Origin of the sequence: Actinacidiphila alni (assembly GCF_900112845.1) — a bacterium.
In the GTDB taxonomy this organism is placed as follows: Bacteria; Actinomycetota; Actinomycetes; order Streptomycetales; family Streptomycetaceae; genus Actinacidiphila; species Actinacidiphila alni.
Genome location: NZ_FONG01000030.1, coordinates 1 through 13196, shown reverse-complemented (window position 1 = coordinate 13196; position 13196 = coordinate 1). Strand labels below are relative to the sequence as shown.

14 protein-coding genes are annotated in these 13196 nt (G+C 72.9%); 6 read left to right on the top strand and 8 right to left on the bottom strand.

The window, feature by feature from the left end; all coding sequences use genetic code 11:
* Positions 1 to 4 precede the first annotated feature (4 nt).
* A complete protein-coding gene (locus BM076_RS32900; RefSeq protein WP_245796617.1) occupies positions 5 to 1270 on the bottom strand; it encodes a L,D-transpeptidase in 1266 nt (421 codons plus the stop codon).
* Between the two features lie 252 nt (positions 1271 to 1522).
* Positions 1523 to 1906 (bottom strand): hypothetical protein, encoded by a 384-nt coding sequence (locus BM076_RS32895; protein WP_093717425.1) that lies wholly within the window; start codon positions 1904 to 1906, stop codon positions 1523 to 1525.
* 101 nt (positions 1907 to 2007) lie between these two features.
* Here BM076_RS32895 and BM076_RS32890 point away from each other — a divergent pair, with 101 nt between their 5' ends.
* On the top strand, positions 2008 to 2307 hold the full coding sequence (locus BM076_RS32890) for a hypothetical protein (RefSeq protein ID WP_093717424.1): 300 nt from the start codon (positions 2008 to 2010) through the stop codon (positions 2305 to 2307).
* A 15-nt stretch (positions 2308 to 2322) separates the two neighbouring features.
* Here the strand turns inward: BM076_RS32890 and hutH are convergent, their stop codons facing one another.
* The 5 genes from hutH to BM076_RS32865 all read right to left on the bottom strand — a co-directional run bounded on the left by hutH (position 2323) and on the right by BM076_RS32865 (position 8873).
* Positions 2323 to 3870: a histidine ammonia-lyase gene (gene hutH, locus BM076_RS32885; RefSeq protein ID WP_093717423.1), complete on the bottom strand. Its 1548-nt coding sequence runs from the start codon at positions 3868 to 3870 to the stop codon at positions 2323 to 2325.
* A 95-nt stretch (positions 3871 to 3965) separates the two neighbouring features.
* On the bottom strand, positions 3966 to 5117 hold the full coding sequence (locus tag BM076_RS32880) for a GGDEF domain-containing protein (RefSeq protein WP_093717422.1): 1152 nt from the start codon (positions 5115 to 5117) through the stop codon (positions 3966 to 3968).
* Between the two features lie 220 nt (positions 5118 to 5337).
* Positions 5338 to 6180: an enoyl-CoA hydratase/isomerase family protein gene (locus tag BM076_RS32875; protein ID WP_093717421.1), complete on the bottom strand. Its 843-nt coding sequence runs from the start codon at positions 6178 to 6180 to the stop codon at positions 5338 to 5340.
* Positions 6181 to 6457: 277 nt separating this feature from the next.
* Positions 6458 to 7573, bottom strand: coding sequence for an adenylate/guanylate cyclase domain-containing protein (locus BM076_RS32870; protein ID WP_407640742.1), 1116 nt, complete (start codon positions 7571 to 7573; stop codon positions 6458 to 6460).
* A gap of 403 nt (positions 7574 to 7976) precedes the next feature.
* Positions 7977 to 8873 (bottom strand): biotin--[acetyl-CoA-carboxylase] ligase, encoded by an 897-nt coding sequence (locus BM076_RS32865; RefSeq protein ID WP_093717420.1) that lies wholly within the window; start codon positions 8871 to 8873, stop codon positions 7977 to 7979.
* Between the two features lie 191 nt (positions 8874 to 9064).
* Here BM076_RS32865 and BM076_RS32860 point away from each other — a divergent pair, with 191 nt between their 5' ends.
* The 4 genes from BM076_RS32860 (at position 9065) to BM076_RS32850 (ending at position 11823) form a co-directional block, all read left to right on the top strand.
* On the top strand, positions 9065 to 10654 hold the full coding sequence (locus BM076_RS32860) for an acyl-CoA carboxylase subunit beta (RefSeq protein WP_093717419.1): 1590 nt from the start codon (positions 9065 to 9067) through the stop codon (positions 10652 to 10654).
* A 65-nt stretch (positions 10655 to 10719) separates the two neighbouring features.
* Complete coding sequence (locus BM076_RS32855) at positions 10720 to 10932, top strand: acyl-CoA carboxylase epsilon subunit (protein WP_093717418.1); 213 nt, start codon at positions 10720 to 10722, stop codon at positions 10930 to 10932.
* A gap of 131 nt (positions 10933 to 11063) precedes the next feature.
* The gene (mmpB, locus tag BM076_RS38095; RefSeq protein ID WP_265737126.1) at positions 11064 to 11195 is read left to right on the top strand and encodes a morphogenic membrane protein MmpB; all 132 of its coding nucleotides are present in this window, start codon (positions 11064 to 11066) and stop codon (positions 11193 to 11195) included.
* A 22-nt stretch (positions 11196 to 11217) separates the two neighbouring features.
* Complete coding sequence (locus tag BM076_RS32850; RefSeq protein ID WP_093717417.1) at positions 11218 to 11823, top strand: nucleoside triphosphate pyrophosphatase; 606 nt, start codon at positions 11218 to 11220, stop codon at positions 11821 to 11823.
* 132 nt (positions 11824 to 11955) lie between these two features.
* On the opposite strand, the gene BM076_RS32845 is transcribed toward BM076_RS32850, so the two are convergent.
* Positions 11956 to 12444: a hypothetical protein gene (locus BM076_RS32845; protein ID WP_143120707.1), complete on the bottom strand. Its 489-nt coding sequence runs from the start codon at positions 12442 to 12444 to the stop codon at positions 11956 to 11958.
* A gap of 381 nt (positions 12445 to 12825) precedes the next feature.
* On the opposite strand from BM076_RS32845, the gene BM076_RS32840 reads away from it, so the two are divergent.
* The coding region (locus BM076_RS32840; protein WP_322936118.1) for a biotin carboxylase N-terminal domain-containing protein at positions 12826 to 13196 on the top strand (371 nt) is incomplete at its 3' end.

Genomic DNA, 13196 nt, shown 5'->3' with positions numbered 1-13196 from the left:
TGATTTACGCCTGGGGCGCGGTCCAGGCCGCCCAGGACAGATTCCAGCCGTTGAGGCCGTTGTCCGGCTGGATCGTCTTGTCGGCGGAGTCCTTGACCACGACCACGTCGCCGACCATCGAGTTGTTGTAGAACCAGGCCGCCGGGGTGTCCGGGTCCTTGCCGCCCTTGGTGTCGCTCAGGCCCACGCAGCCGTGGCTGGTGTTGGCGGTGCCAAAGATCGACTTGCTGCCCCAGTAGTTGCCGTGGATGAAGGTGCCGGAATTGCTCAGGCGCATGGCGTGCGGCACGTCGGGGATGTCGTACTCGCCCTTGCCGTCGTCCTCGGTGAAGCCGACCGTCGCGCCGTTCATGCGCGTCTTCTCGTACTTCTCGGAGATCACCATCTGGCCGTTGTACGTGCTGTGGTCCGGGGCGCCCGCGGAGATCGGGATGGTCCTGATCACCTTGCCGTCGCGGACGACGGTCATCTGGTGGGTCCTGGCGTCCACCGTGGAGACCTGGGAGCGGCCGACGGTGAAGTTCACCGTCTTGTCCTGCACGCCGTAGACGCCGGCCGCGCCCTTGACTCCGTCCAGGTGCAGCTTCAGGGAGACGTGCGAGCCGGCCTGCCAGTACTGCTCGGGGCGGAAGTCGAGCCGGGTGGAGCTGAACCAGTGGCCCTCGACGCGCTGGCCGCTGCTGGAGGTCACGGTGATCCCGGACTCCACGGCGGCGCGGTCGGTGATGGCCTTGTCGAAGTTGATCGAGACCGGCATGCCCACGCCGACGGTGGAGCCGTCCTCGGGCGTGAAGTAGCCGATGAAGCTGCTGGACGCGGAGACCGTCGCGAAGGTGCCGTTCGCCGCGGCGGCGCGGCCCTTGGCGTCGGTGGCCGCGGCGGAGATCGTGTACTGGGTGCCGCGGGCGAGCGCGACGTCCGGCCGCCAGCTGGTGCGGTCGGCGGATATGGTGCCCGGGATCTTGTTGCCGGTGGCCTTGGAGGTCATCGTGACCGAGGTCAGGGTGCCGCCGGCGACCGTGACCTTCGCGTCGTTGTGGATGCTCGCGCCGGTGCTGCCGTCCTTCGGCGCGATGGTGATCTTCGCGTCGGACGCCTGCTTGGCCGCCGCCGCGTCCTCCTTCTTGGCCTGCGCCGAGGCGGAGGCGGACGCCGAAGGGGACGGGGACTGGCTCGGCGAGGACGCCGACGTGCTCGGCCCGCTGCCCGCCGCCTTGCTGTCACCGTCGTCGTGGCCACCGCACGCGGTGAGCGCGACGGCGCCGCCCATCAGCACCGCGACGGCCGCGAGAGTGCGGCGCCGGGTGATCGGCGAACGCTTGGCAGGGGCATTTCCGGTGTCGGGCGGGGTCACGCGCGTCTCCAATGGCTGGGGTCGCCCGCGGGTGAATCGCGAGCTTCGTCCGTATGCCATGAAAACAGGCGGACAGGGGTGGTCGTGCCCTCTGTGCCGGAATTGTGGGGTAGCCCACGCGGGCCGCCGGCCGCCGGGGCGGCACGTTTGCGCAGGTGGGACCGTCGATTATGACGGAGCGTCGCCCTCCGCTCCGTCCCCGTCCGCGGCGTCCACGTCGTCGGCGTCCTCGTCGTCGAGGTCCCACTCGTCGGAGTCCGGGTCGTACTCGGTGTGCGCGCAGGACCAGGACGCCTGGACGAGGTCGACGCCGGGGACGGCGGAGAGCAGGTCGGCGGGGTCGACGAGGTAGGCCAGCGCCTCGGACTCGTCGTTGCCCACCGCGTCCCTGGCGTGCAGGCGCTCCTGCGGCGGCATGTACTCGTCGGCGGCGATGTGGTCGAGGGCGGCGGCGCGCAGCTCGTCGGGGCCCGACACCTCCAGGACGAGTTCCACCTGGAGCCGTACGTACCGCGGGCCGCTGTCGCCGCGGGGAATCTCAGTAGTGCTCATGCCACGGAGCGTAAGCGCCTTCGCACCGGCTTCCCACGAGCCACACCAAGTCACTAGCATCTGCCCCTACGGTCAATTCGCCGCAACCGCTGGGGGATCCGTTGACCTCGCCCCGTCCCTATGTCGCCGCCGCGGCCGCCGCCGCGCTCGGCGCGCTGTTCTTCGTGCCGTCCGCGAGCGCGAGTCCCGACGACGCCGTGTCCTCGGCGAAGACGGCCGCGCACGCGAGTGCCGCCGTGACCAGTACGGCCGCCCACGCCGACAACGGCGGGGAGCACGTCGGTCTCGCCGACACCGGCAGCATCGACACCAAGCCGTACGTGATCGGCGGCGCGGCCTTCCTCGTGGCGGGCGCGGGGCTGGTCGTCAACGCGAGCCGCCGCGCCCGCCAGAGTCTCTGACGGCCGCGCCCGCGCTTACGCCAGGGGTCCGGTGACGGACTCCGCGGCGCGGGTCAGTCCGCCGTCGCGGACGAAGCGGTAGGCCGCCTCCAGGTCCGGCGACAGGAAGCGGTCCGGGCCCGCGCCGGGCACGCCCGCGTCGCGGACGGCCGCGAGCACGGCGGCGGAGGCCGGCGCCGGGCGCAGGGCGCCGCCCGCGGTCCTGATCTCCAGCGCGCGGGTGGCCGCGTACAGCTCGACGGCGATGATCCGCGTGAGGTTGTCGACCGCGGTACGCAGCTTGCGCGCCGCCGACCAGCCCATCGACACATGGTCCTCCTGCATCGCGGAGGACGGGATCGAGTCCACCGACGCGGGCACCGCGAGCCGCTTCAGCTCGCTGACCAGGGCGGCCTGCGTGTACTGGGCGATCATCAGACCGGAGTCCAGGCCCGGGTCGTCGGCCAGGAACGGCGGCAGCCCGTGCGAACGGTTCTTGTCCAGCAGCCGGTCGGTGCGGCGCTCGGCGATCGAGCCGAGGTCGGCGGCGGCGATCGCGAGGAAGTCCAGGACGTACGCGACGGGCGCGCCGTGGAAGTTGCCGTTGGACTCGACCCGGCCGTCCTCCAGAACGACGGGATTGTCGACGGCGGCGGCCAGTTCGCGGTCGGCGACCAGGCGGGCGTGCGCGAGGGTGTCCCGGCCGGCGCCCGCGACCTGCGGGGCGCAGCGGATGGAGTACGCGTCCTGCACGCGCGGCGCGTCGTCCTGGTGATGGCCGGTCAGGCCCGAACCCTCCAGCACCCGCCGCATGTTCTCGGCGCTCGCGGCCTGCCCGGGGTGCGGGCGGATCGCGTGCAGTTCGGGGGCGAGGACCCTGTCGGTGCCGAGCAGCGCCTCCAGGGTCAGCGCGGCCGTGATGTCGGCGGCGGTGAACAGGCGGGCGAGGTCGGCGCAGGCCATCACGAGCATGCCGAGCATGCCGTCGGTGCCGTTGATGAGGGCCAGGCCCTCCTTCTCGCGCAGCACGACGGGCTCGATGCCGTGCTCCGCGAGGAGTTCGGCGGCCGGGCGGACCGTGCCGTCCGGGCCCTCCGCCTCACCCTCGCCCATCAGCACCTGCGCGCAGTGCGCCAGCGGGGCGAGGTCGCCGGAGCAGCCGAGCGAGCCGTATTCGTGGACGACGGGGGTGATGCCGGCGTTCAGCAGCGCGGCCATCGTCCGCGCGACGACCGGGCGTACGCCGGTGCGGCCGGACGCGAGCGTCTTCAGCCGCAGGAACATCAGGCCGCGGACCACCTCGCGCTCCACGGCCGGGCCCATGCCCGCGGCGTGCGAGCGGACCAGGCTGCGCTGCAACTGGGCCCGCAGCTCCGGACTGATGTGCCGCACCGCCAGGGCGCCGAAGCCGGTCGACACGCCGTACACCGGCTCCGGCTTCGCCGCCAGCGCGTCGATCACCTCCCGCGCCCGGCCGATCCCCGCGAGCGCCTCCGGCGCCAACTCCACCCGCGCCCCGCCCCGCGCCACGGCCAGCACATCATCGGCGAGTGCGCCGTCCGCCCCGAGGACCACGTTATGCATATTCATATTCACGCACCCTAAGCACTGAAAGCCGTGCTGTCACTCCCCACCCCCGGCCCCTCGGGGACAGTGGCCCGGCAGCGGGTGGGCGGGCGTTATCGGCGGTGGCCGCGCAGGCGCCGGCGGTCGGAGTCCTGGGCGGGGGGCGTGTCGGCGAGACGGAGGACGGGGTCCTCCGGGCCCTCGCGGCCGGCCACCACGGGGTGCGGCGCCCGCAGCGCCTTGGCCTGGTACTGGGCCGCGTCGGCGAGCCGGAACAGGCGGCGGGCCGAGCGGACCGGCCCGATCGGATCGCCGGTGGACGCGACACCGCAGGCGACGCCCTCGCCGACGTCGAGCAGCGCCGCCCGCCGGCACAACTCGTCCGCGGCGGCGACCACGTCGTCCGCCTCCTGCCCGACCGCGACGACGCAGAACTCGTCGCCGCCGAGCCGCGCGGCCAGGCTGCCCGGGAGCATGGCCCCGCACAGGGAGAGCAGCGAGCCGAATCGTTCCAGCAGCCGGTCACCGACCGCGTGCCCGAGCCGGTCGTTCACCTTCTTCAGGCCGTTGAGGTCGCAGACCACCAGGCTGACCACCGCCCCCTCCGACCGGTGCCGCTCCAGCGCCTCGTCCAGTCGTACGTCCACCGCCCGCCGGTTGCCGAGCCCGGTCAGCGGATCGGTGAAGGCCAGCCGCTGCACCTCGGCGAGCCGCTCGGTCTGGGCGATCCCGGCCGCGACAACGGCCGCGAGCACCGTCGCGAAGTCCGCGTCCCGCCGGTCGAACCCGGCGGCCCCGGCGCGCCGCGCGACATACAGCTCGCCCCACGCCCTGCCGTGCAGCACGATCGGCGCGACCACGCACGACCCCCGGCCGCGCCGCCGCAGGGCCGCAGCGCGGCCCCAACTGCTGCCGCCGGGCGAGGCCCCGGTGCCCTCCGCGGTCTCGACCCAGGCGTGCGGCTCACCGCCGCGCGCCCACTCGCCGTGCAGGAATTCCACGATCTCCGGGAAGTCGTGCACCGAGTACGACTCGTCGTCCGGCTCCGGCTCCTCGCCGGGGGCCAGCTCCCCGTCGTTGACGAGCACCCGCAGCCGTCCGGTCTCGCGCTCCCATGTGGAGATCGCCGCGAAGGACGCGTCCATGGCGAGCCGCGCCCGCCGCGCCCCGGCCCGTACCGCCGCCAGCGGCGTCTGTTCCGTCGCCAGTGCCTGTGCCAGCTCGACGACCGCTCGCAGCCGGAGATCGGCCGTCCCGTCCACCATCTTTCCAGGCTAGGGACATTTGTCCGGGTTGGAGCGCTGGCTGCGCCGAACGGGAGCCCGTTCGGCGCTTCGGCCCGCGCCCATATGCACGCACCCGCGCCCCGATACCGCCTCCCGCTCTCGGCTTCTCGCTCTCGGCTCTGCGCTCTCCACTCTGCGCTCTCCGCTCCCGCCGCTCCTCCCGTCCCGATCGCCTCCGCGTCCCCGGCCGCTCCCCGGGCTACTCCCCCGGCCACCTCGGCGTCCGCTTCTCGTTGAAGGCCGCCACGCCTTCCGCCCGGTCCCCGGAGAAGGCCACCGTGCGCCAGGCCGCGTCCTCCACCTCGAGGCCGGCCCGCAGGTCGAGCCCCTGGCCGAGCCGCAGCGCGCGCTTGGCGGCGCGCAGGCCGACGGGTGAGTTGGCCGCTATCCGGTCGGCGAGCGCCAGCGCCGCGTCGCGCGCCGAGGCACCCGACTCCGGCCCGGGCTCGGCCCCCGGCCCCGGCTCGGCGAGCTGATCGACCAGGCCCAGCGCGAGCGCCTCGGCGGCCCGTACCCGGCGGGCGGTGAAGACCAGTTCGGCGGCGCGCGCCGCACCGACCCTGCGCGGCAGCAGCTGCGTACCGCCGCCGCCCGGGATGACGCCGACCGACACCTCGGGCAGCCCGACGACCGCTGTCGCGTCCGCCACGATCACATCGCACGCGAGCGCCAGCTCGAAGCCGCCGCCGAGCGCGTATCCGTGCACCGCCGCCACCGTGGGCATCGGCAGTTCGAGCACCCCGGTGTACGCGGCCCGCGTGCGGGGCCGCTGCCGCCCGAGGTCGGCGTCGCTGAACGCGTTGCGTTCCTTCAGATCGGCGCCGACGCAGAACGCCTTGTCGTTCGACGAGGTCAGGACCGTGACGCTGACCCCGGGGTCCGACCCGAGCGCCGCGCACGCCGCACTGATCGCCTCGGCCATCGCTGTAGAGACCGCGTTCATCGCCTTGGGCCGGTCGAGCACCAGCTCCGCCACCCGTTCCCCGTGCCGCCGGACCGCGACCCACTCCCCGAACCGCTGCTCCTGCCCTGCCTCAGCCATGCGCCTGCCCTCCGCCCTCCGTGTTAACGACCGTGAACCCCATCCTTCCATCCCCGCCGAAACGCCGTCGCGGGTTATCCACAGGCTCGGGATCAAGGCCAGGGACACGGCCGCGGCCCAGCTCGCCGCGGGGCCCCTCACGGCGGCGCGGGCCGAGGAGCTGTGCCTGGACGCCGCGCGGCGCCTGTGCGGCGGCAAGGCGGCGGCAAGGCGGCGGCAAGGCGGCGGCTCCCCAACGCGGAGACACGGCCTAAGGCAACGGCCGCAGGCCGGCGCGTCAGTCGCGGCGCGACAGCAGCCAGGGCTCAACGACGCCGAGGCCGCGGACCGGGCGGCGCCACATCGGCTGGAGCGCGAAGCGGTACTTCTCCGCCTCGGTGGCGTCCACGTCCGCCTCGCTCAGCGGCGCGTCACCGGCCTCGCCGAGCGCCTCGGCGAAATCGCCGTCGACCAGGACGGCGTCGCGCGGCGCTATCGAGGTGAGGCGGGAGGCGAGATTGACGGTGGTGCCGAAGACGTCGCCCATGCGGGTGGTGACGGTGCCGAAGGCCATGCCGACGCGCAGCGCGGGCATGGTGTCGTCGCCGGTCATCGTCTCGATCAGCCGCATGCCGATCTCGGCGGCGGTGCCCGGGTCGTCGGCGACGAACAGCACCTCGTCGCCGAGGGTCTTGATCAGCCGGCCGCCGTACGCGGCGACCTGGTCGGCGGCCGTGGTCTCGAACGCCTCGACCAGCTCGCCCAGCTCCTCCTCCTCCAGGCGCCGGGTGAGCCGGGTGAAGCCGACGAGGTCGGCGAAGCCCACCGCGAGCCGCCGGTCGACGGCCTCCTCGTCGTCGGACTGCACGACCCGGCTGGTGGCGGCGGCGACCTGGCGGCGCCACACATAGATGAGGAATTCCTCCAGCTCCGGCAGGAGCAGTTCCACCAGCGGATACGCGACTTCCGCGCGGGTCATCCCCGGCTCGGGCGGCTCGGTGAGCCCTTCGAGGAAGGAGTCGGTCTGCCAGTCGGCGAGCCGGGCCGTGGTCTGCCCGGTGGAACGGGCCACCTGGATGGCCATCGACTCGCTGAGCAGGCCCGCCTCGACCAGACCCGCCAGCCGCCGCAGCGCCAGCACGTCCGCCTCGGTCAGCGCGCGGGCCTGGCCGATGTCGGCGAAGCCCATGGCGCGCCAGAAACGGGAGGCCAGGTCCATCGAGACGCCCGCGGTACGGGCGGCCTGGAAGGGGGTGTAGCGGCGGGGCGCGCCCAGGATGAGGTGCTCGAGGCGCAGCGCGAGCGGGTGCTCACCGGGCTCGGCCGGGTCGGCGGCCTCGCCCTCACCGGTGGTGTCCACCGGGTCGGCCGGGTCCGGGGCGTCCGCCGGATCGGGTGCGTCCAGGGCGTCGATCGGAAGGCCGGACGAAGCCTCGGACGAAGCGCCGGCCGAAAGCTCGGCGGGACCGCCTGCCGAAGGGTCGACCGGAGGATCGGCGGGGGCGCCGCCGTCCGGCTCCGGGACGGCGCCCGGCTCCGAGTCGTGCGGCTCGTACGGCGGGGTGCCCGCGTTCTCCACGCTCACCGCCCGGCCCCTGAGGAATCCCTGCGCACAGCCCTTCCGATCATCGAGACGACGCAGCCCCTCAACGATACGGCAGGTGTGCCGTAGCTCACTCTCGGCAGGGAGAGTCTTGACGAAGTCGACCGGAAGTCGGCCGGACACGTGCCGGGGCACCCGCCGGGCGCGGTCCGCGGGTGCTCAACGGGTGGTCCACAGGTGATCGGCGGCAGGTCGGCGGCAGGTCCGAGGGTGGTCAGCCAGCCGGCCTGAGGTGGACGACATCGCCCGCGGCGACCGGCTGCTCCGTACCGTCGGGGCCCGCGATGACCAGCCGGCCGTCGCCGTCGACGGCCACCGCAGTCCCGATGAGTTCCCGCTCGCCTGGCAGTTCGGCGCGGACCGGGCGGCCGAGGGTGGCGCAGCCCGCCGCGTACGTCTGCTGGAGCCGGGAGGCGGCGGGGTCGCCGTCGGCCGCGCGCCAGCCGCCGTACCAGTCGGCGAGTGAGCGTAGTACGGCCCGCAGCAGCGGGTCGCGGTCGGTGCCCTTGGCGCCGGCGAGCGCCAGGGAGGCGGCGGTGGGGACGGGCAGTTCCGCGGCGCGCAGCGACACATTGAGGCCGATGCCGATCACCACGGCGTCGTCGCCCGCGCGCTCGGCGAGGATGCCGCCCGCCTTGCGCTCCTCGCCGCCCACGGTGACCAGCAGGTCGTTGGGCCACTTGAGTGCCGTGTCGACGCCGGCCGCCCGGGACAGGGCGGTGGCGGTGGCGACGCCGGCCAGCAACGGCAGCCAGCCCCAGCGGTGTACGGGCACCGGCTCGCGGGCCGGTACGGCGGTGCCGTCGGGCGCGGTGCCGGCCGGGAGGGTGCCACCCGGTCGGAGCAGCACGGAGAAGAAGAGCCCGGAGCGGGCGGGCGCGCTCCAGCGGCGGTCGAGCCGGCCGCGGCCGGCCGTCTGCTCCTCGGCGACGAGCACGGCGCCCTCGGCCGCGCCCTGCGCCGCGCGGGCGGCCAGGTCGCTGTTGGTGGAGCCGGTGGCGTCCACCACGTCCAGCGCGGTCCACAGCGCGCCGGGGGTGACCACGGCCCGCCGCAGCGCGGCGGCGTTGAGCGGCGGGCGGTCGAGGTCGGACCAGCGGCTGGGCGTCATGCGCCCACCCTATGAGTCCGCCGCGGGAGTGTGTCCAACGCCGCACTGCCGGTACCCCAGCGTCGCCACTACGCTACGGAACAGCGTTACTGGCCAGTCACCACGCCGTCCGCCGGTCACGGGCCGCCGGCGGGGCGGTCGGCCGGCCGGTGTCACCCCGACGTCCCGCCGAGAGCAGGAGAGCCGCCTCCATGTCCGAGCCGGAGATCGACATCCACACCACCGCGGGCAAGCTCGCGGATCTGCGCCGCCGTGTCCAGGAGGCGACGCACGCGGGCTCCGAGCGGGCGGTGGACAAGCAGCACGCCAAGGGCAAGCTGACCGCCCGGGAGCGGATCGAACTGCTGCTGGACGAGGGGTCGTTCACCGAGCTGGACGAGCTGGCACGGCACCGCTCGACCAACTTCGGCCTGGAGGCCAACCGGCCGTACGGCGACGGTGTCGTCACCGGCTACGGCACCGTCGAGGGCCGCCCGGTGGCGGTCTTCTCGCAGGACTTCACGGTCTTCGGCGGCGCGCTCGGCGAGGTCTACGGCGAGAAGATCGTCAAGGTGATGGACTTCGCGCTGAAGACCGGCTGCCCGGTGATCGGCATCAACGACTCCGGCGGCGCCCGTATCCAGGAGGGCGTCACCTCGCTCGGGATGTACGGCGAGATCTTCCGCCGCAACACCCACGCCTCGGGCGTGATCCCGCAGATCAGCCTGATCGTCGGTCCGTGCGCGGGCGGCGCGGTCTACTCCCCCGCGATCACCGACTTCGTGGTGATGGTCGACCAGACCTCGCACATGTTCATCACGGGTCCCGATGTGATCAAGACCGTGACCGGCGAGGACGTCGGCATGGAGGAGCTGGGCGGCGCCCGCACCCACAACTCGACGTCGGGCAACGCCCATCACCTGGCCGGTGACGAGAAGGACGCCTTCGAGTACGTGAAGGCGCTGCTGTCGTACCTGCCGAGCAACAACCTCCAAGAGGCGCCGTCCTTCGCCGCCGAGACCGATCTCGCGGTCACCGACGAGGACCTGGAGCTGGACGCGCTGATCCCGGACTCGGCGAATCAGCCGTACGACATGCACAAGGTGATCGAGCACGTCCTGGACGACGGTGAATTCCTGGAGACCCAGGATCTCTTCGCGCCGAACATCATCACCGGTCTCGGCCGTATCGAGGGCCGCCCGGTGGGCGTGGTCGCCAACCAGCCGCTGCAGTTCGCGGGCTGTCTGGACATCAACGCGTCCGAGAAGGCGGCGCGTTTCGTGCGGACCTGCGACAGCTTCAACATCCCCGTGGTCACTTTCGTCGACGTACCCGGTTTTCTCCCCGGCACCAGTCAGGAGTGGGACGGCATCATCCGCCGCGGTGCCAAATTGATCTACGCGTACGCCGAGGCGACAGTTCCGCTGATCACGATCATCACCCGTAAGGCGTACGGCGGCGCGTACGACGTCATGGGCTCCAAGCACCTGGGCGCGGACCTCAATCTGGCCTGGCCCACGGCGCAGATCGCCGTGATGGGCGCGCAGGGCGCCGTCAACATCCTGCACCGCCGCACCCTGGTGGAGGCGGCCACGCCCGAGGAGGCCGACGAGCTGCGGGCGCGGCTCATCGCCGACTACGAGGACACGCTGCTGAATCCGTACATCGCGGCCGAGCGCGGCTATGTGGACGCGGTCATCGCGCCCTCGCAGACCCGCGCGCAGCTGGTGAAGGCGCTGCGGACGCTTCGGAACAAGCGCGAGAGCCTGCCGCCGAAGAAGCACGGCAACATCCCGCTGTAGGGACCGCGGGTACGGACGGGTACGCACAGGCGGACGGACGGCAGGGCGGGCGGAGGAGGAGCGCGATGGTGGAGATCAAGGTCGAGCGGGGCACGCCGACCGCCGAGGAACTGGCGGCCGTCGTCGCCCTCGTCCAGGCCCGGGCCGCGGCGGCGGGCAGCGGTGCCGCCGACGGCCCGGCCCCGCTGGACTCCTGGGCGGACCCGGCGCGCAATGTGCCCGCGCCGGTGCCGGCGCCCGGCCCCGGCGCCTGGCGCGCCTCGGCCTGGCCGGCCTGAGCCGCACCGGTACGTCCCGCTCGGGTCGTACCGGGAGAACGTCCTGCGTCACACCTGTCACGCGGACACCACGGCACACCTGAGTATCCGTACTCAGGCGCGGCGGTTGGCCAGGGCGCAACCTGGAGGACATGTTGTGGTCGGACCCGCGGGACGAGCCGCCGGAGGAGATGCGCAAGGCGCAGGCGATGATGCGCCGCGCCATGCTGATCGTCGCGCTGGGCGCGGCCCTGGTGATGCTGGTGGCCACCTGGAGGTCGTGAACCGGCGCCCTACGATGGCCCGATGAGCAGTTCAAGAACCCTCGTCCTCGCGTCCGCCTCCCCCGCCCGGCTCGGGCTGCTGAAACAGGCCGGGCTCGACCCGCGCGTGGTCGTCAGCGGTGTCGACGAGGACGCGATCACCGCCGCCACGCCCGCCGAACTGGCCCGCGTCCTGGCCGAGGCGAAGGCCGCGGCGGTCGCCGCCGGCGGCATGCTGGACGGCGGCGAGCTGGTGATCGGCTGCGACTCGGTGCTCGAACTCGACGGTCGGGCGCTGGGAAAGCCCGCGGACGCGGCCGAGGCGGTGGCGCGCTGGCAGGCGATGCGCGGACGTTCCGGTGTCCTGCAAACCGGGCACTGCGTGATCGACACGGCGAACGGCCGGCAGGTCTCGCGGACCGCGTCCACGACCGTACGCTTCGGGACGCCGGACGACGCGGAGATCGCCGCCTACGTGGCCAGTGGTGAACCGCTGTACGTGGCGGGCGCGTTCACGCTCGACGGCCGGTCGGCGCCCTTCGTGGACGGCATCGAGGGCGACCCGGGCAATGTGATCGGCCTGTCCCTGCCGCTGCTGCGGACGCTGCTGGCGGAACTGGACGTCCGGATCACGGACTTGTGGGTCTGAGGAGCCCAACGGCCGCCGTTGAGGCCGGGGTTCGGGTCACCCGGAAGGCGGCGACAGGCTCAGGTCGCGGGCGGCTCGGGCGGTGAGAGGTGGCTCAGGCGGTGAGAGGCGGCTCAGGCGGTGAGAGGCGGCTCAGGCCGTGGCGGGCGGCGGGAGTTCACCGCCACCGCCGTTCTCGCTCTCGGCGACGGCCGGCTTGTCGCCGTCCCGCCGGTCCTCGGGCGCGTACATCAGCAGGGTGCCGACCAGGCCCGCCAGGACCACCATCAGGATCACGAACGCGTACCAGCCGACCAGGCCGACGACCAGCGCGCCGACCACGCCGTGCACCACGGCGCAGATGATGAGCACGATCCGGGACACCCGCCCGGTCATCTCGTCGCGCCGGGCGATCCGCACGATCAGCACGGCGCACAGGATCAGGAAGAGGCCGAACAGGCCGCCGCCCACCCACGATCCGACCGCCATCGCGTCGGAGTCCAGGCCGGCGAGCGACATCGACTGGTGGCGGACGGCGAGGCCGAGTATCCAGTTCACGAAGGCGATGGTGAGCGCTTCGAGGACCAGGACCACGGCGGTGCCGACGGATATCGCCCTGCGCACACTCTTCTCTCTGCGCACACTGTCCCCTTCGGCCGTCGTCCGGTGCCGGGTTACCGCAGGTACCCCCGCGCGTGGCAGGCTACTCACCGGTACGGGCGGCGGCAAGGGTTCGGACCGATCCGCCCGCCCGGATGCCCGACGGCAAAGATTCCGCGCGCTATTCGTAGGGTTTCCACAAAAGAACGTCAGGTCTCTCCGCAGACTTACAGGGAGATGTCCCCCACACCGATGAGTGCGGGACATCGGCCCGAGCGGGGCCGTACCGTGGACTGAGCAGGCGTTCACGGGTTCTCCAGGCCCATGGATCACCCTCCGTGTGGGGAAGCTCACGTGCAGGGGTGCCTCGGCACCAAGTGTGGCCAGTACCTAAACTCGGCTTGTTTCAAGGAGGGAGCCATCGTGCGCAAGGTGCTCATCGCGAACCGCGGTGAAATTGCTGTCCGCGTTGCCCGTGCCTGCCGGGATGCGGGGATCGGGAGTGTGGCGGTCTACGCCGATCCGGACCGGGACGCGGTGCATGTGCGTGTGGCCGATGAGGCGTACGCGTTGGGCGGTGACACCCCGGCGACCAGTTATCTGGACATCGGCAAGGTGCTGGCCGCGGCGGCGGAGTCCGGGGCGGACGCGGTGCATCCGGGGTACGGATTCCTGTCGGAGAACGCCGAGTTCGCCCAGGCGGTGCTGGACGCGGGGCTGACGTGGATCGGTCCGCCGCCGCACGCGATCCGGGATCTGGGCGACAAGGTCGCAGCGAGGCACATCGCCCAGCG

What these genes read in the sequence shown, in the direction of transcription:
- BM076_RS32900 (WP_245796617.1), bottom strand. Translation starts at nt 1,270, where the DNA reads ATGGGCGGCGCCGTCGCGCTCACCGCGTGCGGTGGCCACGACGACGGT.
- BM076_RS32895 (WP_093717425.1), bottom strand. Translation starts at nt 1,906, where the DNA reads ATGAGCACTACTGAGATTCCCCGCGGCGACAGCGGCCCGCGGTACGTA.
- hutH (WP_093717423.1), bottom strand. Translation starts at nt 3,870, where the DNA reads ATGCATAACGTGGTCCTCGGGGCGGACGGCGCACTCGCCGATGATGTG.
- BM076_RS32880 (WP_093717422.1), bottom strand. Translation starts at nt 5,117, where the DNA reads ATGGTGGACGGGACGGCCGATCTCCGGCTGCGAGCGGTCGTCGAGCTG.
- BM076_RS32875 (WP_093717421.1), bottom strand. Translation starts at nt 6,180, where the DNA reads ATGGCTGAGGCAGGGCAGGAGCAGCGGTTCGGGGAGTGGGTCGCGGTC.
- BM076_RS32865 (WP_093717420.1), bottom strand. Translation starts at nt 8,873, where the DNA reads ATGACGCCCAGCCGCTGGTCCGACCTCGACCGCCCGCCGCTCAACGCC.
- BM076_RS32860 (WP_093717419.1), top strand. Translation starts at nt 9,065, where the DNA reads ATGTCCGAGCCGGAGATCGACATCCACACCACCGCGGGCAAGCTCGCG.
- BM076_RS32855 (WP_093717418.1), top strand. Translation starts at nt 10,720, where the DNA reads ATGGTGGAGATCAAGGTCGAGCGGGGCACGCCGACCGCCGAGGAACTG.
- mmpB (WP_265737126.1), top strand. Translation starts at nt 11,064, where the DNA reads ATGTTGTGGTCGGACCCGCGGGACGAGCCGCCGGAGGAGATGCGCAAG.
- BM076_RS32850 (WP_093717417.1), top strand. Translation starts at nt 11,218, where the DNA reads ATGAGCAGTTCAAGAACCCTCGTCCTCGCGTCCGCCTCCCCCGCCCGG.